At 45.8% G+C, this 20,531-nt stretch carries 25 protein-coding genes and 1 pseudogene; 9 read left to right on the top strand and 17 right to left on the bottom strand.

The genetic code is table 11. The annotated features are described in order from the left end of the window. Positions 1-19: 19 nt before the first annotated feature. The 3 genes from ABIE10_RS14045 to ABIE10_RS14035 are packed head-to-tail and all read right to left on the bottom strand — an operon-like array spanning position 20 to position 1,293. The gene (locus ABIE10_RS14045) at positions 20-505 is read right to left on the bottom strand and encodes an Hcp family type VI secretion system effector (protein WP_003830101.1); all 486 of its coding nucleotides are present in this window, start codon (positions 503-505) and stop codon (positions 20-22) included. Between the two features lie 18 nt (positions 506-523). Further along, complete coding sequence (locus ABIE10_RS14040; RefSeq protein WP_016155588.1) at positions 524-850, bottom strand: DUF1493 family protein; 327 nt, start codon at positions 848-850, stop codon at positions 524-526. Continuing rightward, on the bottom strand, positions 844-1,293 hold the full coding sequence (locus ABIE10_RS14035) for an STM2901 family protein (RefSeq protein ID WP_003830103.1): 450 nt from the start codon (positions 1,291-1,293) through the stop codon (positions 844-846). The genes ABIE10_RS14040 and ABIE10_RS14035 overlap by 7 nt, the downstream gene beginning before the upstream one ends. 258 nt (positions 1,294-1,551) lie before the next feature. Between ABIE10_RS14035 and ABIE10_RS14030 the strand changes: the two genes are divergently transcribed. Further along, entirely contained in the window at positions 1,552-2,424 is an 873-nt protein-coding gene (locus tag ABIE10_RS14030; protein WP_200049735.1) for a phosphorothioated DNA-binding restriction endonuclease, read from the top strand. 180 nt (positions 2,425-2,604) lie between these two features. Here the strand turns inward: ABIE10_RS14030 and ABIE10_RS14025 are convergent, their stop codons facing one another. The 10 genes from ABIE10_RS14025 to ABIE10_RS13980 form a co-directional block, all read right to left on the bottom strand. Next, a complete protein-coding gene (locus ABIE10_RS14025; RefSeq protein WP_001757896.1) occupies positions 2,605-3,612 on the bottom strand; it encodes a restriction endonuclease in 1,008 nt (335 codons plus the stop codon). 264 nt (positions 3,613-3,876) lie between these two features. Further along, a complete protein-coding gene (locus ABIE10_RS14020) occupies positions 3,877-4,218 on the bottom strand; it encodes a TA system toxin CbtA family protein (protein WP_185922550.1) in 342 nt (113 codons plus the stop codon). Positions 4,219-4,238: 20 nt separating this feature from the next. Then, positions 4,239-4,580, bottom strand: coding sequence for a type IV toxin-antitoxin system YeeU family antitoxin (locus ABIE10_RS14015; protein ID WP_060175538.1), 342 nt, complete (start codon positions 4,578-4,580; stop codon positions 4,239-4,241). Between the two features lie 10 nt (positions 4,581-4,590). Then, positions 4,591-5,133, bottom strand: coding sequence for a RadC family protein (gene radC / locus ABIE10_RS14010; RefSeq protein WP_017880113.1), 543 nt, complete (start codon positions 5,131-5,133; stop codon positions 4,591-4,593). Between the two features lie 12 nt (positions 5,134-5,145). Beyond that, positions 5,146-5,586, bottom strand: a complete 441-nt coding sequence (locus ABIE10_RS14005) for an antirestriction protein (RefSeq protein ID WP_060175537.1) — start codon at positions 5,584-5,586, stop codon at positions 5,146-5,148. Between the two features lie 30 nt (positions 5,587-5,616). Further along, the gene (locus ABIE10_RS14000) at positions 5,617-6,438 is read right to left on the bottom strand and encodes a DUF932 domain-containing protein (RefSeq protein WP_197799527.1); all 822 of its coding nucleotides are present in this window, start codon (positions 6,436-6,438) and stop codon (positions 5,617-5,619) included. A 119-nt stretch (positions 6,439-6,557) separates the two neighbouring features. Next, positions 6,558-7,031, bottom strand: coding sequence for a hypothetical protein (locus ABIE10_RS13995; RefSeq protein WP_060175535.1), 474 nt, complete (start codon positions 7,029-7,031; stop codon positions 6,558-6,560). Positions 7,032-7,102: 71 nt separating this feature from the next. After that, entirely contained in the window at positions 7,103-7,555 is a 453-nt protein-coding gene (locus ABIE10_RS13990) for a hypothetical protein (protein WP_060175534.1), read from the bottom strand. A 35-nt stretch (positions 7,556-7,590) separates the two neighbouring features. Continuing rightward, positions 7,591-8,307, bottom strand: a complete 717-nt coding sequence (locus ABIE10_RS13985; RefSeq protein ID WP_012543038.1) for a helix-turn-helix transcriptional regulator — start codon at positions 8,305-8,307, stop codon at positions 7,591-7,593. Between the two features lie 243 nt (positions 8,308-8,550). Continuing rightward, on the bottom strand, positions 8,551-9,426 hold the full coding sequence (locus ABIE10_RS13980; protein WP_185922548.1) for a GTPase family protein: 876 nt from the start codon (positions 9,424-9,426) through the stop codon (positions 8,551-8,553). A 363-nt stretch (positions 9,427-9,789) separates the two neighbouring features. Here ABIE10_RS13980 and ABIE10_RS13975 point away from each other — a divergent pair, with 363 nt between their 5' ends. Further along, on the top strand, positions 9,790-10,908 hold the full coding sequence (locus tag ABIE10_RS13975) for a hypothetical protein (protein ID WP_429156075.1): 1,119 nt from the start codon (positions 9,790-9,792) through the stop codon (positions 10,906-10,908). Between the two features lie 292 nt (positions 10,909-11,200). Here ABIE10_RS13975 and ABIE10_RS13970 read toward each other — a convergent pair whose 3' ends face one another. After that, positions 11,201-12,121, bottom strand: a complete 921-nt coding sequence (locus ABIE10_RS13970; RefSeq protein WP_429156073.1) for an SMEK domain-containing protein — start codon at positions 12,119-12,121, stop codon at positions 11,201-11,203. A 331-nt stretch (positions 12,122-12,452) separates the two neighbouring features. Between ABIE10_RS13970 and ABIE10_RS13965 the strand changes: the two genes are divergently transcribed. Continuing rightward, a complete protein-coding gene (locus ABIE10_RS13965) occupies positions 12,453-13,280 on the top strand; it encodes an aminoglycoside phosphotransferase family protein (protein ID WP_059305036.1) in 828 nt (275 codons plus the stop codon). Positions 13,281-13,337: 57 nt separating this feature from the next. Here ABIE10_RS13965 and ABIE10_RS13960 read toward each other — a convergent pair whose 3' ends face one another. Next, complete coding sequence (locus ABIE10_RS13960; protein WP_429156070.1) at positions 13,338-14,498, bottom strand: IS30 family transposase; 1,161 nt, start codon at positions 14,496-14,498, stop codon at positions 13,338-13,340. 238 nt (positions 14,499-14,736) lie between these two features. Then, positions 14,737-15,654 (bottom strand): hypothetical protein, encoded by a 918-nt coding sequence (locus tag ABIE10_RS13955; protein ID WP_060175526.1) that lies wholly within the window; start codon positions 15,652-15,654, stop codon positions 14,737-14,739. 415 nt (positions 15,655-16,069) lie between these two features. On the opposite strand from ABIE10_RS13955, the gene ABIE10_RS13950 reads away from it, so the two are divergent. Together ABIE10_RS13950 and ABIE10_RS13945 are read left to right on the top strand one after the other, a co-directional pair. Continuing rightward, complete coding sequence (locus ABIE10_RS13950; protein WP_185922545.1) at positions 16,070-16,648, top strand: YagK/YfjJ domain-containing protein; 579 nt, start codon at positions 16,070-16,072, stop codon at positions 16,646-16,648. 107 nt (positions 16,649-16,755) lie between these two features. Further along, positions 16,756-16,965 (top strand): helix-turn-helix transcriptional regulator, encoded by a 210-nt coding sequence (locus tag ABIE10_RS13945; protein WP_169330505.1) that lies wholly within the window; start codon positions 16,756-16,758, stop codon positions 16,963-16,965. A 218-nt stretch (positions 16,966-17,183) separates the two neighbouring features. Here ABIE10_RS13945 and ABIE10_RS13940 read toward each other — a convergent pair whose 3' ends face one another. Then, entirely contained in the window at positions 17,184-17,792 is a 609-nt protein-coding gene (locus tag ABIE10_RS13940; RefSeq protein WP_060175524.1) for a DUF1062 domain-containing protein, read from the bottom strand. Positions 17,793-18,360: 568 nt separating this feature from the next. Here ABIE10_RS13940 and ABIE10_RS13935 point away from each other — a divergent pair. From ABIE10_RS13935 to ABIE10_RS13920, 4 genes and pseudogenes are all read left to right on the top strand, one after another. Next, a complete protein-coding gene (locus tag ABIE10_RS13935; RefSeq protein WP_185922543.1) occupies positions 18,361-18,753 on the top strand; it encodes a VOC family protein in 393 nt (130 codons plus the stop codon). A gap of 144 nt (positions 18,754-18,897) precedes the next feature. Beyond that, a complete protein-coding gene (locus ABIE10_RS13930; RefSeq protein WP_072413939.1) occupies positions 18,898-19,374 on the top strand; it encodes a GNAT family N-acetyltransferase in 477 nt (158 codons plus the stop codon). Between the two features lie 339 nt (positions 19,375-19,713). Then, on the top strand, positions 19,714-19,971 hold the full coding sequence (locus tag ABIE10_RS13925) for a YjhX family toxin (protein ID WP_185922542.1): 258 nt from the start codon (positions 19,714-19,716) through the stop codon (positions 19,969-19,971). A gap of 11 nt (positions 19,972-19,982) precedes the next feature. Then, positions 19,983-20,530 (top strand): annotated as a pseudogene (locus ABIE10_RS13920) (GNAT family N-acetyltransferase). The last annotated feature ends 1 nt before the right edge of the window (position 20,531 follow it).

Raw genomic sequence — 20,531 nt, 5'->3', positions numbered from 1 at the left:
ATGTATTGCGTCATCTTTGTTATGCCGTAGTACGTTCGTTCCAGGCGTCGGTATATTGAATATTGCCATCTACAATACACCAGGTGATTTTTTCATAGCGCAGCTGTACGCTTTCCAAATGTCCGGTTCCCGTTACCGTACGTGTGTCATGCACGATTGGTGTCACTGATACAACTTTTACACCTTCAAGCAGGGTATTAAAGTATTCCACTTCCTGGCCTGCGTCGTTTATGTGATAGAACTTTAGTTCCGCACTTTGAAGTGTCTGACCTGTCGCAACCGCTTTGTAGAGGTATGGGCTGGAGGAATCGATCTCTTTGTCAAAGAGAAATGGGCCATGTTGGCGTGTACCGGTTAGCTTTCCAGTGGCACCATCGGTTGGAATGCTAAGGTTATGTGTTAGACCACGTAGCTCAATACTGCCTTCACGTCCCCGGACATCCGAGCCTCCACGAATCATCGCGCCACCATCATCTTTTAAAAATAAATGAACGGGTACAGCCATTTTCAACACTCCTTGTAATCAATCATATAACCAGCGACCTGCTCTGGCTGATTCTGCGAACATACGCACAGTAAGCGGTTTTGACACTTGCTTGATGGGTTCTTTGGTAAACCATTTTCTATAGACCGATTCTCTTTCCCACGGGTAATAGGCCTCGAAATCAATTACTGAAACATCAACGTTATATTTCTCTCCAAAATCATCAATGGCATACGGTAATTCATCCCATTCAGCGTAGCCTTGCAGCGGCGTATCAAGTTCAATCGGGATAGGTTTGAAAGTAAACGTTACCGCGAGAGATAACTCTCCCCGAAAAAATTCTAATACCTCATTATCCGTCACCATACGCGATCTTCCTCTCTGGCAATGGTGTTGTAGGTATTCACCGTTTTATAGACAATTTGGGCGACATCACTTGCGAGTAATGCCCAACCAATCACAGGAATTGTTCGTCCAACGAATGCCCCCAGATTGTTAGTCATCATTGGTTTTAAATATTTGATACTGGCATTGGTGATGGTAGGAAGCCTGACGGACAATGTTACGTTAAGAAACTCACGAGAATATTTGGAGGCAATTGATGTGCCTTGTGTTGCCCCATATGGTTTACCCCGTGTTTTCAGCAATGGTAACCCAAGAATGATACATGACATTGTTACCACATCTTTAATTCCCCCAAATTGTTCATCAATTTTGTCGAGAAAAATCCAGAAAAATAGCTCACCTGCAGAAATGTTACAGACCCCTTTATAAAAGTATGTTCCGTTGAGTTCCTCTACTGTGTCCATCAGAGATCCTTCGATATGCAATAATTTGCAGGCTTATCGTACTCCTGCGTACCCTGGTGGGGGAACGGTAACTGCCGTGGCGTATGTGTTTTTCAGAAAACATAAAAGTGATGTCGTTGATGTCAGACAACATGCCACGCATAGTGCTTTATCAAATTGATACCAATAAGTGACGTCGATAGCGCATCAACCCGTCTTTGCTTGATCAGGTGATATTTTGCGAGCATCATCGCAATTATTTACCTGATAATGAAATCAATGACTTCCAGTAAAACCCTGCAACAGGCAATTGCCGACATCACCATCTGGCGTAAAGGCGAGCAGCGTGCGCCGCACAAACCTTTGCTGCTGCTACATGTGCTGGCGGGTTATCAGCAGGGTCACGGTCGCCTGTTTGACTACGGTTCGGAAGTTCGCGACCCATTGCATAGCCTGCTGGAACGATTTGGACCACAGCGCGCGCAGTACCGCCCGGATATGCCCTTCTGGCGTTTACAGGGCGATGGGTTCTGGGAGCTACAAAACGCCGAGCAGTGCTCAACATCCGGCAGCAGTAAACAGCCCCCTGCCGGAGAACTGGTGACGCATAACGTTGCCGGAGGCTTTGATGAACAACATTTTGCTCTACTGAAAAAGAGCAAGAACCTCATTAACGCCCTGGCACAGCAAATCCTCGAGGCGCACTTCACCGAAAGCATTCAGGAAGAAATCGCGGATGAACTGGGGTTTGATATCCTGCAAATCCGCAAACAGCGGGACCCGTTGTTCCGCCAGCAGGTTCTGCGTGCTTATAACTATGAATGCGCCATTTGTGGCTTCAATATGCGCCACGACAGCACTTCAGTTGCGCTTGAAGCGGCCCATATCAAATGGAAACAGCATGGTGGCCCGTGCGAGATTTCAAACGGACTGGCGCTGTGTGCAATCCACCATAAAGCCTTTGATAAAGGTTCGATTGGGCTGGATGAGAGTATGCGGGTTCAGGTATCACCCGCAGTTAATGGCAGCGGCATGGTGGGCAGACTGTTCTGGGATTTCGACGGTAAATCGATAGCGCTGCCTATGATGCGCGAGAATTATCCAAAAGAAGGGTTTGTAGAGTGGCACAGGAAGGAGGTGTTTAGAGGGTGAGTGCGAAGGCCGGACTCGAATTTCACACCTAATAGACTGATATCAATGTTTTTTATAAACAGGAATAAATAGTTATACCCGCACTTGTACCCACAAGTTAAAAACCGTACAAAAAATAGACATTGCGAGTGGGTATAAAGCCATATCAGTAGAACACCGATATGGCTATCAAAGCAAGATTCAGGCAGGCAGGAAAGTTTTCTTCAGAGGCACCAAAAGTTTGGTCTCGATATCGACTTGCTCGTAGTTCTCAATAAGCGCACGGACGAGATCATCAAGCGTCCAGAGCGTCAGAGGTATCGTCGAGCGGTCGGCTTCATAGCGAGCATCTTTCGTAAAGCCCCCCGTACTGACATAAAGCCCGCGATCGTCTTTATGGCGACCGCCGATAAAGCTGCGAATCTGCTGACTCCCCATTTGCTCCCTACGATGTTTTACCTCAACGATAATTCGTGGATTTTCAAAACCGAATCCATCGGGTGAAGCAATGATGTCTTTACCCCGATCGGCTCCCGCAGGTGAGACCTGCGTTTTATAGCCCATACTGCGTAAAACTCCGGCAACAAGATTTTGCATCTCATCCCAGTCAAGAGAGTTGATACGATCTTTGATACCCTCAAACGCCAGCATTTCCATATCGCGAAGCGGATCAGAAACAACCTCATCTTCATCCATCGCAACTGGATTCTGAGTAATCACATCTATAGTGGGTTTCTTATCCTGTAAAAGCTCTTCTAGCGCATATTCTGGAAGCTGGAAAACCGTCAGCGTAGAACCCAATGTGTTTTTGGTAGCAACAGACAGTCTATCGCGGTCGATTTCTTGAGTATTCCATTTAACCTGCCGAGCGATACCCATCCCCTCTTCCACCCATTCAGGATGATACTGGAAGTCTGAAGTAACTTTGCCTAGCAAATAAGTACGGTTGGCTGGCGAATAGGTAATAACCCAATCACCCTTTTGGATCTCATTCACAAAACGCCAGACCTGCGATGCGCCAGAACGGGCTGTTCCGAGCTTTGTTAAGGGATCAGCCTCCTGGTATAAGGCGAGTAACTGGGCTCGAGACAGGCCGGGTTTGACTAATGGAGCCAGCTGAGACCAACCGATGCCTACAATTTGCTTATCGCGAAAATCGTCATAGAGCTTGCCGCCGTCACCGCGGATCATCCACATTCTGTTGCCCATACCCGTCCCTTCATGAGGAAAAGAAATTATGCTGGATCATAAGCTTGTTCGTAGTATGCGTCAAAACCATCAACAACGACGGCCCAGCATTCCCGGATTGTGTTTTGCGATGATGTGCCCAATTAAAATTACAGCTTCTATTTGCATGATATTTCGTCCATATAAGTAAAAGCACCAACCAGCATCGGCAGGTGCTTTTTGAAATGAGTAAATTAAATAAGTAAGGAAAGCTGCAGTGTGAATCAGGAAGGCTATTCCCAATGTTCACCGTGCCGCGCTAATACGATTTCTTTTCAATAAACCAGTTGCCTGCCGCGCCCGCAGAATATCGACTGCCCGCAGATATGGGGACTGTTCTTGCCAGCTGAATCCCCTACGATCAATACGAACCAGCCCGTACTTTTCCACCAGAAAATTAACGGCATCGGCCAAAGATATACCGGCATCGATATGTTCCTGAATTACCGTTTCATCACTGAATGGCGTGTCATTGAGTGTCAGGCCATAATGTTGTTCCAGCAGGCGTGCAAGCAGCATTTGCCAGACAGCCACGGGCGACAGACATAGCTTCGCCGCCTGCGGATTTGTTGCAGGTAGAGTTTTCATATTTGCTCTTGTGAAAGTAGTTAACGATGGGTGGAGTAAACGGCGATGTATACGTAGCCGCAACTGCCAAGGGTATCGGCTTCGCAGGTGAAACCATTGTGGTACAGGGTGACACAGTGGGCATGGCGAGGATTCATTTCACCAGTAGTCAGCATCGATTCCATCTGGCTGATAAAATGCGGGAATGCCACATCTAGCTTAAGACATTCTGCTTCGCTGAACTTACCGGTGATACTGGCCCGGTCAGCCAGATAGTGCAGCCGGTTTCCCTCCTGTACCAGACGAGCGCCAAAGCAAGGTGTCAAATTACGATTCAGACCCCACTTGAGAAATGAATCGTTCTCTGAGTCAGTAGATTTCATTGAAGTGCCCTCATATCCAGCCTCGCTCTGCAAACGACACAATTCCATCTGAACCGATAACCAGATGATCGAGTGTGTTCACATCAACCAGTGCCAGCGCTTCTTTAAGCCTGCCCGTAATGTTGCGGTCACATTGGCTGGGCTCCGGATCACCGGATGGATGGTTATGCGCCAACACAACGGCCGCAGCATTGAAACGAAGCGCTGATTTCACTACCTCACGGGGATGGACCTGCACATGGTTAATCGAACCGGCAAATAGCGTTTCACTCTCCAGTAAACGATGCTGGTTATCGAGATAGAGCACCATAAACACTTCTCGTTCTTGTCCTGCCAGCTGTAACCGAAGCCAGTCACGGGCAGCAGTACTTGAGGTAAAGGATATACCGGGCTGGCGCAGATATTTATCCAGCAGATTGGTAGCGCGTCGGATGGTCCGTTGAGCATAGGGTGTTAATCCGGATGTCGCGGTAAGCAGGTAATCATGTTGAGCCATAACCGCCAGCGGAAAAAGTTCAGGCTGTGATGATACCGGGGATAATGCGATATTCATGTCAGGTATTACTCAGTCGATTAGATGCATAATGGCGCTGCATTCCGGATGGTTTAGCGCGTAGTCACGTAAGCGATAATAGTGCTCAGTCATCGCGTCACATTCGGTGCGACAAGCGTGGTGGCTGTATGCCATCAGGCAGGCCGCTATACCGGCAGCCTCTCCGCTCATCTCCGCATCGTTTCCATTCATCGGGTTGAACAACGTCCACTTCTCACCGTCGGGCTCCGGAGCCATAAATGCGCCGCCGTTGCTGAGTGTGTAAAAGCTCCAGACGCCGCCGCTGTAATCAGCGCACAGACGATCCATCCAGCCAAATATTTGGGGCTCAAGGGTTATCCATTGTGGGATAGATCCAAAGCGCTTTGGCCAGAAGCCGATACGTAACTCGTCAGCGACTACCGAGGCAGTAATTGCTGCCTGCTCAGCAAACTCAGGGTTGTGGGTATCCATTAAACTATCTCCTTATGCCGGAACGGTTGTTTAACGCCCGAAAAATTCGAGCATGTTTTCTGCCATAACCCACAGGGCGCGATTGAGTTTCACATCGCCGTCAATGCCGATAACAGCACGGGTGCGGCTGCTTTTCCCCTGAGCGGTTCGCCCTGACAGACCTCCTTTCATCAGGTTCTCCTGCACGCGCTGGTATACGGTCCACAGGTCATCGCTGTAGTCCTCCCGGCGACGTGGGGTCAGCAACTGCGATACCGTGACCGGCTGGTGGTCTTCACCAAAGCGATACTTCAGCGCGGCATTCGCCAGGGCGTTCCGGGCTGGTTCCGGCAGTGCCAGTGACTGCATTGCATCGCGCTTCTCCTCCACCCGGTCAAACACACCGAGCACTTCGTAAGCCCCTTCAATCACCTTCTCAACAACATTCCCTTTATGTGGTACCCGCACTTCGCCAAATGACTGTCCGCAGACCAGACCGTTGGTACAGACGCCTCGAAATAGCCCCGGCAACATCTGGTAGCTTGATGAGCCGTCATGGCTGTTGAGCAAAATGATTTCCGGCACCTGATGTCCGGTCAGTTGACCGGCACGACGCAGGCGAAGCATGTGTTTGGTGTGTTCCCGCTTGCTCTGGTCGCGAACCTTTGTCTGGCATGCAAAGAACGGCTCAAAACCTTCGCGCTGCAGGCTTTTGAGGATGGTAATGGTCGGGATGTAGGTGTACCTGTCTGAACGAGATTCATGCTTGTCACTCCCGAACACACTGGGGACATGACTCATCAGCTCTTCGTGGGTCAGAGGCCGGTCACGGCGTATCTGGTTTATACGACCAAAGCGGCTGGCTAATCGCATAGCTAACTCCTTATCTGATAATGAAATAAAAACAAAAAGGCCATGTTCCCGAAGGAGCATGGCCTGTTGCTATCTGGTGCTGGTGTGTTGCGAGGTGGAGAGGACTGAAATGTAAGTAACTAATCGCTGTAGTGTGTGGTCCGGCACTCACTGAGGTCAGACAGCTCTTTTTGCGTATTCTTCAGACCCGGACTGAAAGTGCCTACTTTTTTATCGCTGACATAAACATCGAAATTTGCTGCCTGCCCCAGTGCGTCAATAAATGACACCCAGGCATTATCGCCATTCCTCCAGCCGAGGGATGAAGGTAATGAGAACTGACTGTTATCAATGACGACCGTTATTTCCGTCCCGTCGTCATGAGAACTTACTGATGTTCCATCAGGCAGAGTGAGATCAACACCGTGTTGCAGAATATTCTGCGCATCCGGATTGCCAGTACAGTTCAGATTAAACACCACCTTCTCCGGGCTGGTAATGATATATTCGGTCACGCCCATCCCAAAACCACTCGTCCACATATTGGGAATAGCCTGTGCTGTTGATACAGAAGCCAGCATAGCTAATGTAAATATTACGTAAGGCAGTCGCATAATGTTGTCCTCAAATCATGTAATAAAGCTTTTGTTGTTTAAAACAATAAAGTAATGAAAAAAAAGTTGGATTATTTTATTTGTTTGTAGCGAAACGCTTCTTTTCCAGCATAAATCCCGACAAGATCGTCATAACGAGGGTCCTTTTTATTCGGGCGGAACGTTACTTTCATATCGGGACTGCACATATCCTTCATGGTGAGATTGAATTCTTTACCTGGCGTAATGGTATACCCTGTTGCCACATCGTCTTTACTGGGAGTGATCCACCCCCATATTCCCCCCGGACAATCTCTGGAAGGTTTCGAGCGAACAACAATAAACCATCCCATTGAATCCACTTCCGTCGCTGTACACAGTTTTCTGACCTGTCGGTGGGCATCACACCAGAATATATTTCCACTTTTATTATTCACTACCGCAGGCAGGAACCCGCTATAAGGACGTGCTGCGTGAGCATTACCTGCGATAAGTAAGGGAAAAAACATGACTGGCAGTAAAGACAATAATTTCAATTTTTTCATTAGATTAACCTTACATTCAATTGTGGAGACCATCTCTAATCAGTTTGTCCGGATTGCCCCCGACTTTCTGATGGAGAAAATGAATTCAGCGACTGCTGAATAAAACGGAAATGAGGTAAGGCAGAGATAAAATGTTTGTCCTCCGACAGCTGATAGAGAAGCTCACTGCGAATAAATGTTTCCCGCGATGGCCTTACCAGATGAATCTCATCCAGCCGGAAGACTCGTAATTGCCTGTTATGTTCAGCGACAAGATACCAGTAACCGTCAAGAGCGATTAGCCGGTAAGGTGCGATGGCCTCATGACGCTCCCCTTCAGTCAGAACGGTGATGCGCTGACATCCCGAAATAGCTCTGACCAGCCTGTAGAAGCAGAGCTTTCCTGCCGGGGGATGAGGTCTGTCCTGATGCCATACCAGACAGGGTCGATCATCACAGTCCAGCAGGCTGCTGATCAGTCGCCGGTCAAAGCCAGGGAAAACCCCGGCCAGCCCCGTGCGGTGAGCAAAGGTCAGAATATCTATTTCCTGCCGCGTACTGTGAATATCCGAGCGCAGACTGCACTGCCCCTGGTAATAATCCAGGTCGAGATACATCAGACGTTCCCGAAAGTCACGACGCAGCGTGCGCTCTGACACCCCGAATTCAGTTGCCAGTTTGCGAATAAACAGAGTTTCACCGGACACCAGGCGGCTAATAATCAACGACAACCTGACAGCAAGCCGGTCATGTCGCCGCTCCTGAAGCGTCATGAAAGATTTCTCCTGAGAAGTTAACTCTCTGAATTAATACTGATTACTTTAAAGGAAGGAGTGGACAGGGTATGGACAACATCGGAACTATTTTTTATGAGCAGTCCAGCCTTGTGGGCGCTCGTCTGACAGACAATGATGCTTCCCCTGATTTAATTGATGATAAAACGCAGTGGAAAGGACGTGTCCACAATCAACAAATCATTAACAACCAGTTCATCATTCGCAGAGAAAATTGCGATATCAGAAGAATATCCAGTCCCAGACGGCCCGTGCGACCGACACCACCGCATCACGCACGGTACGAATCACCGTTTTCAGTGGCGCAGGCAGGAATGACGATGACTCAACCGTATCAAAAACCCGGCCCACAGCGTCACCGAAACTGTCACGGGCCTGCGACTTTACCGGCTCTGTGCAGAGTCTCCCTTGCAGTTGTGTCACCACCGGGCTGGTGGCGCGGTCAGGCAGACAGCGCATCATGGCTGCCACCATCTCCTCAATGCCCCATCCAGTGCGGGCGGACACCACACAGACCGGATGATGCAGTTTAAACATCGCCATAATCGCTGCCTGCTTCGCTTTAAGATTTTCCAGTTGGTGCGGTGAAAGCTTGCTGGTGAGGGTATCCCATTCATGACAGGGTTCGATTTTGTCGGCCTGGTTAATCACAAACAGTACCTTTTGCCTGTAAGGTTGCATCACACCGTGCCAGAACTGCTCGTCCACAGTTAGTGCCCGATCATCGGCCTTAATGACCCACAGCACCAGGTCCAGCTCCGGCAGCATACGACGGTACAGGGCACGGTATTCGTGATCCCGCCACCCGTTTTCACCTACCCCCGGTAAATCGACAATCACCAGACTGTGACGACCGCTGCGCAGCCGGAAGCGCAGTACGTCGCGAGTACAGGCGTTCACGTCACTCACCGGAGACACCTCGCCCCGGAAAAGTTCGTTGCAGAGAGAGGATTTACCAGCACCACTTTTGCCCATGATGCCAATCACCGGCTCGTAGTGAGTCAGGTTCTGGATACGTTCAAGAATAAGCTGGCGAAGCGTGCGCGGAAGCGACGCGAGCGGTTGTTCAAAGGCCTGAAGGCCGTCAGGTTTATTCATACAGTAGTCTCAGCGTGAAAAATAAAAAACCCCGCTTTCCAGTCAGGAAGGCAGGGATTCACGGAGATAATATCTATCTGAAATTATTTGGAATTTTAGATTAGCACGTAAAGGACTTTGTGCAGTCTAGAACTAAACGATGTCCGCTTAGTGCCAAGAGCGGACATGGCAGCGTTATAAAAAAGTTGTAAAGTATAGATTCATAGAATAATTTGCTATTAGAAGTTTAAATACGTAAAGCTCTGTTCTAATGTATCTTCAATATGATGTTTGAAATATTTTTCGTTACATGATAAATAATAACCACAGTTACTTAACGTTAGAGTAGTGTTAGATAGAAAAATTTAAATTTGAGGATAAAGCATGGCTCGAAAATTTGTTATACAAAAACCTCAGTCAAATGAGGAGCTATTTAAATCATTAGTAATTAATGCTATTGATTTTTTAGATGCATCAATTGATAATTTGGATAAAAGACCTAAAAACTCAATTATTGATTTTTATACTGCTATTGAACTTTTTTTAAAAGCAAGATTGATGCGAGAGCATTGGACTCTTATATTAGAAGATCCAGGGAATGCACATAGTCAAAATTTTAGTGTGGGTGACTTTAAATCGGTTTACCTTGATGCAGCAGTTAAGCGACTAAGAACTATTCTCGGTATAAATCTTAATGATAAAATTATAGATAATTTCAAAGCGTTGGGTGAGCACAGAAATCAAATTGTTCATTTCGCACATACAGAATATTCAAATCAGAAAGCAAATAAAGCTGGTGTTGTAGCGCAGCAATGGTCTTCTTGGCATTATTTATATCACCTCTTATCGGTAGATTGGAAAGACATTTTTATAGATCATCAGAAAAGCATAGAACGTATTCATAGAAGAATGCTCACTCAGAAAGAGTTTCTAAATGCACGATTTACTGAACTCTCTCAACAAATTGAAATAAATAGAAAAAAAGGAATAAAGGTTGTAAATTGCAATCAATGTAATCTACCTGCAGGCATAGTTAATCAAAATCATAAGTGGGGAGATGATTATGAATGCTTGGTATGCGAATCACAAGGTGTAGCTTTGGAAAAGGTTCGGGATACACTAGATTGTCCTCAATGTGGTAATCCTTTTGAGTTTTTTAGCCATGATGTTAATAAATGTCCGACATGTAACCACAAAATAGACACAAATTTATTAATTAGAATGTGTAAAGCAAAGTATAAAACAGGTGATGATTGGTGGGAACCTGGTGGAGATGTCATTGCTGGATGTCATCAATGTCAACATACCCCTGATTCTGTTTTTTACATTGAAGGACAGTGGAGTTGCGTTTCATGTTTTGATCGTGGATGGTCTGCAATAAACTGTCCACATTGTGACGCGTATGTTACTGGAGATATGGAAAGAATTAAATATTTTGCTTGTTATAAATGTGAAGATAAACAGAGGGCATCGATTTTATCAACGGCGGGCGTTAATCTATAAAAATTTTTATTAAGTCAAAATTCATTTTGATGAAGATTATCGATAATTTTTTCTAGAAAAATTGCATTCAATTGAATGCAATTTAAAGTGCTAGATAAAAAAAGCTTGCATTATAAATTTTAGATCTTGGTAATGTTTTTTTACGGACGACATGTCCGCTTTACGTCGTCCGTGGACTTAGGCATCTGTTAGCTTGCCACCTTCGTGCTAAAAGCGGACATTTGTCTTGCCCGCCAATTGTACCTTATTACATATTAATAGATTGCTAATAAAGCATTGTTAAATTTAAATGTTACTGTATCCCAAGAAACCCTTTCAGTTTATTGATCTCAATGTCAACATTATCTATTTGGTCTAAAACGTCTTTTCTTATTCCCATTAAAATGTTCAAACAATCTCCTTTATCAGGATAATCCCACGAGGGAAAAATCCCGGCCCTATATTTTTTATATCCACTCGTGTATTTTTTTGCAATTTGACTCTCTGCGTCATTTATAATGTTGATTATTTTTTTAAATGAAGAAGATACAACAGAATTAGCTTCATTCATTATGCCTGTTTTTTGTATAACGATTCTGACTTCCCTAAGGGATGAAAGCATTTCTTCAGGTTCTTCTAAAATTTTGTCAGCAGTGAATACTCTTCTATCTAATTCCTTCCTAGCCACAAGAATACTATTAAACATAACCTCATATCGTGCTTTTCCATCTTGGTAGAGACGAGGCATTGCTTTAATAAGTTCTGCTTCTGCTTGAGCCAGTTTATTCTGATTTTGCGAAAGCAGTTCAGCCAGGGAATCAAAGTCTAGTATGTTATTTACTGTGACGTTTAGATTTGGGCATTGTGCTGTGATCGTGTATTTCTTCTGTCTTCTTGATGTAATGAAGAAATATAGTACACCAATGTCATTGTTAACTTTGTTGTCGCGAATTTTATCTATTGTTTTATTAATTTTTGAATTGGTTTTTGTATGTGTTATCTGGAGTCCTAGTCTATTTATTTTATCTATAGCATCTATTCCTGGATAATTTGCTGAAATTTCCGATGTGCAGATAAAATTATGACCATTCAGAATATTTACTAAATTACTTATCAATTCCTCTGAACTTACATTAGCGTCCTGTAAATTTGCTTTAGAATTGAAACGAAGATAGTAGTTAAGTACAGCAAGTCCAAAAGCTACATTTTCTTGTGTTGTTTTCTTATGTAACATACAATCACCTTATTTATTTGCATTAATGACCTATTATTAAATAATAATGAGCAGATATAACTTAAAAGAACTTACGTAAGCAAGTATTTTCTGTACTTATTTTAAGTTAAGAAAGCAAATAATCGAATCTTGTATTTATACTACATGTTATACACGTCTCATAACGTCCGCCTCTCGCTCACAGCGGACCTTAAGCTCGTTCGCTTCGTGCCATGAGCGGAAGTTGCCTTACTAGAAAACAGCATGCAGGAAAGCGCTTCATCTATGGGTTAAAATGCCTGAATGCATGCCAGTTTCCCACTTTAATTGTAAGGATGTTAAAGAAGACTTTATGGATACGTTCAAGTTAAAACCCTGGCTAAATCGATGGAACCTTATTCCTGATGGCACTCCATTTATAACTCATACATCCCAGTTATATCCGGTCAAAACAGCAGCACATGGTATTAAAGCTATGTTAAAAGTTACGGATGATACTGATGAACAAGCCGGTAATGCACTAATGGCATGGTGGGAAGGGAATGGTGCGGCACAAGTGATTGCACATGAAAATGAAGCAATTCTTCTCTCAAGAGCAACTGGTTCCGCGTCTTTATCAGCAATGTCCCGTGGAGATAAGGATGATGCAGCTTGCCGTATTTTGTGTATTACTGCGAACCGACTTCATACATTCGTAAAAACACCGTTGCCCCAGCTTACGCCATTACATGAATGGTTTAATCCTCTAAAACCAGCAGCCTTGAAGTATGGTGGTATCCTGACACGTTGCGCAGAAATTTCAGAAGAATTGCTTTCTTCTCCACGAGATGTGGTTGTATTGCATGGTGACTTACATCACGAAAATGTGCTTGATTTTGAAACATCTGGCTGGCTTGCCATTGATCCTAAAGGGCTAATAGGTGAACGCGGGTTCGACTTTGCTAATATTTTTACTAATCCGGATCTTGGTAATCCAGTACCTCCTGTTGCGACTGTACCGGAGACATTTAAACAGCGTCTAAGTATCGTCACCAGGATGGCTGATCTGGACAGAGAACGCATGCTCAAATGGATAATTGCATGGTGTGGTCTTTCAACCGCCTGGTCCCTCTCAAGTAACGATACGGTTTCAACAACTATAAAAGTTGCCGAGTTGGCGATGACTGAATTGGAACAGTGAGTGGGATATCGACAATGGGTGTAGTGATTTCCTGTACGTCCGCTTCTCGTTGTGAGTTCAACCGATGGATGCAACACACTGATTGAATCGCTCTGCGGGTGATTCATAGTTTAGCGTTTTTCTCGGCCTCTCGTTGAGCTGTCTGGCAACACTGTTTAGTCTTTGTTGGCTGTGAACCGATAAGTCAGTTCCTTTTGGAAAATACTGCCTGAGTAATCTGTTTGTATTTTCATTTGAGCCGCGTTGCCAGGGAGATTGAGGATCACAGAAATAAATCTGAATGTCTGTCGCTACAGTAAATCGGGTGTGGCTGGTCATTTCAGCCCCCCGATCCCATGTTAGTGTTTTATAAAGCTCAACAGGTAATTCCCGGGCTTGTCTGATGAGTGCAGAGATAACCGTTATGGTCTTGTTGTCTCTGATCTTCGCCAGCATAACAAAACGGGAATGACGTTCTACGAGAGTGACGATATAGGAGTTTTTCGAGCCCTGAATCAGGTCGCCTTCCCAGTGACCTGGTATGGCTCTGTCTGCAACTTCAGGTGGCCTTTCGCTTATTGGTATCGCATCCGGGATTGATCCTAACCCTTTCCCTTTAAGCGATGACGTTCTGGATCTACGAACCGCTCTTCCGCTTCTGAGGCATTGCTGCAGCTCTTTTTTTAATGCCCCCCGGGTTTGTATAAAAAGCGTTTTATAAATCGTTTCGTGTGACACATGCATTTCCTGATTATCCGGATAACAGCGTTTCAGCCAACCGGCGATCTGTTCCGGCGACCAGTCCTGATGCATCTTCTCTGCAATGATTTTACACAATGCGGGGCTTTCAATTAGCTTGCAAGGTTTTGGTCTCCGCGCATTTTCCCATGCAGCAGTATCGGCTTTTGCTGCACGGTATTGTTTTGCACCACCGTGCCTCCTGACCTCGCGGCTAATCGTTGAGGGCGCTCTTGATAATTTGGCGGCGATATCCCTGATACTGAGTTTTGCTACCAGCCCTCTGGATATCTCCTCTCTTTCATCAAGCGAAAGCGCTAATCGGTGCCGTTTTCGCACAGGAGGACGGTAGCCACCTGTCTGGTGGATAGTGGGCATAATGGAAGAATGATATCTGTCGAACATTCTGGCGATATCATGCAGGGAATCACCTTGCTTATATCTGTCCCAGATAATTGCCTTCTGCTCTGGCGTGTAGTTAATCCGAGTTCTTCGTTTCATGACAACGTCCCCCTTGATTGAGGATAGCGTTGCATCGACCCATTGAACTCACAGCTCATAGCGGACCTTCAGAGCTAGCTTGTATGCTTCGAGCCAGAAGTAAACGTTCTAATTTCCATACCTCGACTATGTGCTCTGTACATAACGGGACAAGAGAAAGGTAGCTATAGAACCTTGGTCGATTCAGATACATAACAATACAGAGAAATCAGACGAACAAACCACTGAGATCATAAAGCTATTTAGCGGATCGCCGATAAGATTTTGATGCCTGCCATGCATGTTTCATCTTCTCAATAAACTCCAGCTTCTCTTCAGGCTGGACATTCCACACATCTATAGCCGCAATAATCATGTCATAACGCATAGACGTGTTATATGGGCGAAGATAGCCTGCTATTCGTTTTTTTCCTTTGAGATAGTCCCAGAGATATACTAACTGAGTTTCATCATCGCGGGACATCCAGTCAAAGTCTGTCAGAAAAAAATCGTATTGCTCAAGCCACCGATCATGCAGCTTTTTGAAATAAGAGATCTTATCTCCAAGGGAGCATGGAGCTTCATCAATGTACCTCATTATACCGTTGATCAGTTCACGCTCAGTTACCGGAGTGGGGTTGTACAGATAGGTACTTGCTCCCGCGTTCAGATAAAATCGGGAGAAAACACGTTTCGGTTTTTTCGAAGCGGTAGCCTGTGGATTAGTTATCAGATCCCAATCAATATCGTCCAAATCAATATTCAAATTAGAGAAATCAAGATTTGTGAAGATATTGTCGTCCATTAAAAGAGAATTAAAACCACCTGCACAACCGACGTCATTCCCCAATCCACCAAGTGTCAACCCTGCAGATTTTACTGGGTATTCAAAAATATAATGGTGAGCAAACCACGATGCTCTTGTTGAACCTTTGAAACAATCAAAATAATCTTTATCAATCAGTTGCAGGTCGGCCCATTCTTTAAGTATTTTCCGCGCAGCTTTGATTCTGTCCTGATCGCCAAGAAAATGTCGTTCAAGTATCTGAGAGATCAAGCGTCGAAAATCATCCGGCGTATTATAAGTACTGCACAGTAACGAGTGATCTGTATTGAAAAAACTATCCAGCGCTTTTAGGTACATTATCTCGCTGCGGATCATATCGTAATGCAACATCGCCTTTCCCTCTGTTTCTGACTCCCAAAAACAGATTAGCATGAGTACCTTTTTGGTTGGTGGAGTCGGGTCACAGACCTGAAGGATGACTGATTTTTAACTGATATCTTACTGATTTTATTGTGATAATACTCTGATGTTTTACTGCGTTATTCCTGTGATTTTTACTCTAGGATCCTCCTCTGTTCACCTCATTAGAATCGTTCACCAGCAGATATGAACATTTGGGTTTTTAGTATAATTAAGGGGAACTCCCTGTTTCTATACCACCCTGTCCATAGCTCCTTCCCCCAACAAGCAACCCTGCCTGTATTCCCCTGGATACACGGCTCCCTGTATCTGCCGTATCCCCGCTTCTCTTAAAAATTACATCTCATCCCAATCCTTTGTACTCCTCCAGACAAAGGATAAATCAATGCACACACCTTACCCCTTTAACCCCAAATATACGATGAACTGGTTTCTACTGTCTCTACTCAATGACCACCTGAATCAGCTACTGAACCGATACTCCCGAATACAGGCACTCAGACTCGACCTGTTCTATCAAAAAGGTACAGAGCGCTTTAAACGTCATTCATGGAACGAAACAGAGCGAGAGGTGCGCATGCTGGTTGAACGCACCCTGCAGCACACAAATCTGGCTGGGTATTTCTGGGTGCTCGAGAACTCTGTAGACCACGGGTGCCATGCCCATATCGTGTTCTATCTCGACAGGCACCTTAATCAGGCTACCTACCCAATAGCTGAGAGAGTCGGAACAATATGGCGGGAAATCACGCAACGAGAAGGCTATTACAACCGCTGCGAATACAAGCCCGCTTATGAAGTCAGTATTGATAGGCCAGTGAACTACGATGATACCGAAGCCATCGATAACCTGCGCTACATCATCAGCTACCTTGCCAAAGAAGAACAAAAGCACGGTCACTATCACTACGGAGCCAGTGAGGTACCGCCACCCAGCGGACTGGGGCGTCCTCGCACGCTATAACTCACGTTCTGCACTTTTTTACGTATCAATCCATTGATGTGGAAGGGCTGGTGGTAACGAGCAATCACCCACCAGCTCAGGATAAACCCACAATGGAAGACAGCATCATGACAGAACAAATTTCTTTGCTCGATGATCAACTGGTGGATATGCGGTTCATCACGAAGCTAACGGGGCTGACAGATAAATGGTTTTACAAGCTGATAAAAGATGGCCTGTTTCCGAGACCAATTAAGCTGGGCCGCAGTTCCCGCTGGAAGCAAAGCGAAGTCGAATTATGGTTACAGCAGCGCATTACGGATTCGCGCGGCCAATGATACAACCCATTCAATTAAGCTACGCCTTTGCCGATACCCCAATCCTTAAAGCACCATTCAGACTCGGCTCAATTCAAGCGATATCGTTTATCACCCCATTCACTAAAGTTCTCCATTCTGAAGCTGAAAAACTGAAGCTCCCCTATCCCCGGCCTATTTGGCATTATGTTGAACCGCTACCACACGGGCGTTTATTACCTCAGGGGAGCTTCATGTTTTTAACGATGCGTCAGAACAATCCTGCGCCTGGCATATAACGTTTCCGCAGACAGCTGGAATTCATATTCCGCTGCCTTCAGCTTTCTCGATTTAAGCATCTTCATCGTAACGCCGCTGATCTGCCCTGCCTCAACCCCTTTCAGAATTTCACCTGCACTCAGCATGAGCTGTTGCTTCAAAATCGACAGCAGACTTACCTGAAATGAACGGGAGATCCTGACACTAACGCGAACCCGCTGGTGGGCGGTGATGCTTAACTGCCAGCGCTCCTGAACGGTAAAGCCAAGCCGACCCGATAGCTCTGCGTTGTTCCGCTTCAGCGTCGCGATATCACTTGCAAAGTGCTGTACCGTGGCGGCATCGTTTGTCATTAGCCGATGATAAAGCTGGCGGTCAATTTTTCTAACGTGCAGACGAGAAAACAGGGAGATATTCCAGGTGTAATCGCAGTGCGTGCATTTATAGATACTCCATACATCCAGAAGCTTCTTTTGAGAATTAACCCGAAATGCACCTGACGCCGTGAAGTCCCGTTTAATCTTGCAAGAAGGGCATCGTTTCGCAATGCGCTGATACCCCACAGGCGTGACAGTCCATGTAACTTTCATAACGTACCTTTTTTAACCAATACAAAATCGGATCCGTACTGAACGGACCATGAATTTTTTGTATGAAAAATATTTAAGAGTTATTTTTCAGCGGGTTAAAAAAAGATTTCCAACGTTACAATCCTGTCAACGACCAAAGAGATACAGTAAGACTATCAAAGCGGCATTCATTGGACATATGAGTTGAGTCAATATTCATAATGTTATCAGCAGCATCTCTTGATCTGACCCGCTAAACGCCGCGCAGCAAATCTGTATATTTAGTAGACAATTAAACGACAGAAGGTGCGTGTTATGACATAGCACGAACAGTTTTGTCAGGCCTATGAGATGCCGATATCCGCCTGTATTCTTGCTTAGAGCGCATTTACTCTTTCCGGTGATGCAACTCGATGGATTTACTTTCTGCTGGCGGCAGGATGACCTTCCACTACGCGGCACTGCTAGCCGGTATAGCCGTCATCTATTGGTTTCCGGTCTGCTTAAACTGGGCAAGCAGCACCAGGGGCTGTCAGTATCACCGGTAGGCTGCCAGGAGCAATAATGCAAAAGAGATTAAGGAGGGTTTATGTTTTCTTACGTGATGCTGGGTACTAACGATCTAGAGCGCGCCATAAGATTCTACGATCCGCTGATGGAATTGCTTGGACATCCAAAGGCAGGCCGTAATGAAGAAGGCGCATCCTGGGGGACGTTCTGCAATAACCATACCATCGGATTGTGCGTCGGCAGGCCCTTTAACCAGCAACCAGCGAGCGTTGGTAATGGCACGATGGTCGCACTGAATACCCACTCGTTTGAACACATCCAGCAGTTGTACGAACTTGCTATCAGTCTGGGCGCCAGGGATGAAGGTACACCGGGGCACAGGCCACAATACGGACAGGGATTCCATAGTGCCTATGTACGCGATCCGGACGGGAATAAGCTGGCGTTTGTGTTCTATGCCGATGAGGGTTGAACATCAAACTGACAGTTTTCGTGTTGTGTATGAAAGCGGCGACGCACCGGACATAGTCAGAGAGTAGCCGTCGGGCATAGCGTCAGGCGGTAACTCTTGTAGTCGCAGAGACTGGGGCAGGAGAATCACTAAACAGGAAGCCTTATGCAAATAATATCGTCAAGATGCATCATTCGACCATTTCAGTCACACGAAATTGAAAGTTTTATGGTGTATCGTAATGATGCTGAGTGGATGAAATATCAGGGATTTAAGGGGCTAACAAAAGAGGACTATGAAGCAGAGTTGCTGGGAGTTCTTACACCTGCTCGCGGTATTCAATTGGCCATTGTCAACAAGCTGACGCAGGTTTTGATTGGTGATATTTATTTACGTCAGCAATGCGATGTGTTTTGGCTCGGCTATACCATCAGTCCCGCTTATGCTCGCCAGGGATATGCAATTGAAGCAATTACCGCCACGATCGACTGGATAAAAGAGAACGGTTTTTCACTCATCAAAGCCGGTGTGAATCCGGAAAATACCCTTTCAATAAAATTACTTATCAGGATTGGCTTCAACTTTTCAGGCATCGAAGAGGGTGAGCATATTTATGTTCTGGATTTAACAAAAGGAGAATAACCTCCGGAGGGGAAAAGCCAATGAGGCCATATAAGGGGTACTAAAACCTGCATTCGTCAGTGCACCTGCCTTTTTTCAGTAAATGAGCTGGCGTTCGATTTCCGAAGTACATCACACTTTTTCTACTGAAACATATCCCTGCTAAAACTACGTGTTATTATTCGCTCCGTAAATACCTTTCAACTCTACCCGAGGCTTTGATGCTGGAGAATGTAATCATCCGATAATCAGCTTACCGACCTTTTCAGGCCGGACTGATTATCAATGCGCCGAAATCGAATGCGGACACCGCTATGTGTTTGCACGTTTTGCACATGATGATTAAACAGGTTTTCCAGTATGAATTTATCCCGTCAGGAACAACGTACCTTACACGTTCTCGCCAAAGGTGGCCGTATTGCGTACGTTCGTGATACGTCTGGCCGCGTCACCGCCGTTGAATGCTACACCCGCGAAGGGCTGTTGCTCACCGACTGCACCCTCGTCACCTTCAAAAAACTCAAAACCAAAAAACTTATCAAGTCCGTTAACGGCCAGCCCTATCGCATCAACACCACCGGGCTCAATAATGTTCGCGCACAGCTCGATAATCGCTAAGGAGAGTTTCTATGACAGCACACCACTTCACTTTTCATATCACAGACGAAAGTGATGCCAGTGATATCCGGGAAGTCGAAACCCGCGCATTTGGCTTCAGCAAAGAAGCCGATTTAGTGGCGTCTTTACTTGAAGATAAAAGCGAGCACCCTGCGTTATCGCTGCTGGCCCGACATAAAGGTAAAGCCGTCGGGCATATTTTATTTACCCGGGCGACCTTCAAAGGAGAAATGGATTCACCTCTGATGCATATCCTCGCTCCCCTGGCGGTCATACCGGAATACCAGGGAATGGGCGTGGGAGGACGGTTGATAAGCACTGGCATTGAGCACCTGAGGTTGATGGGCTGCCAGACGGTATTTGTTCTCGGCCACGCCACCTATTACCCCAGACATGGATTTGAGCCCTGTGCCGGAGACAAAGGCTATCCGGCACCTTATCCCATCCCGGAGGAGCACAAAGCCTGCTGGATGATGCAATCACTCACCGCTCAGCCCATGAACGTGACCGGCCACATCCAGTGCGCGCAGGCCCTGATGAAACCGGAGCACTGGCGTGAA

This window comes from Citrobacter sp. 506, from assembly GCF_050434985.1.
GTDB classification, from domain to species: Bacteria; Pseudomonadota; Gammaproteobacteria; order Enterobacterales; family Enterobacteriaceae; genus Citrobacter; species Citrobacter braakii.
This window is presented reverse-complemented; position numbering and strand designations above follow the sequence as displayed.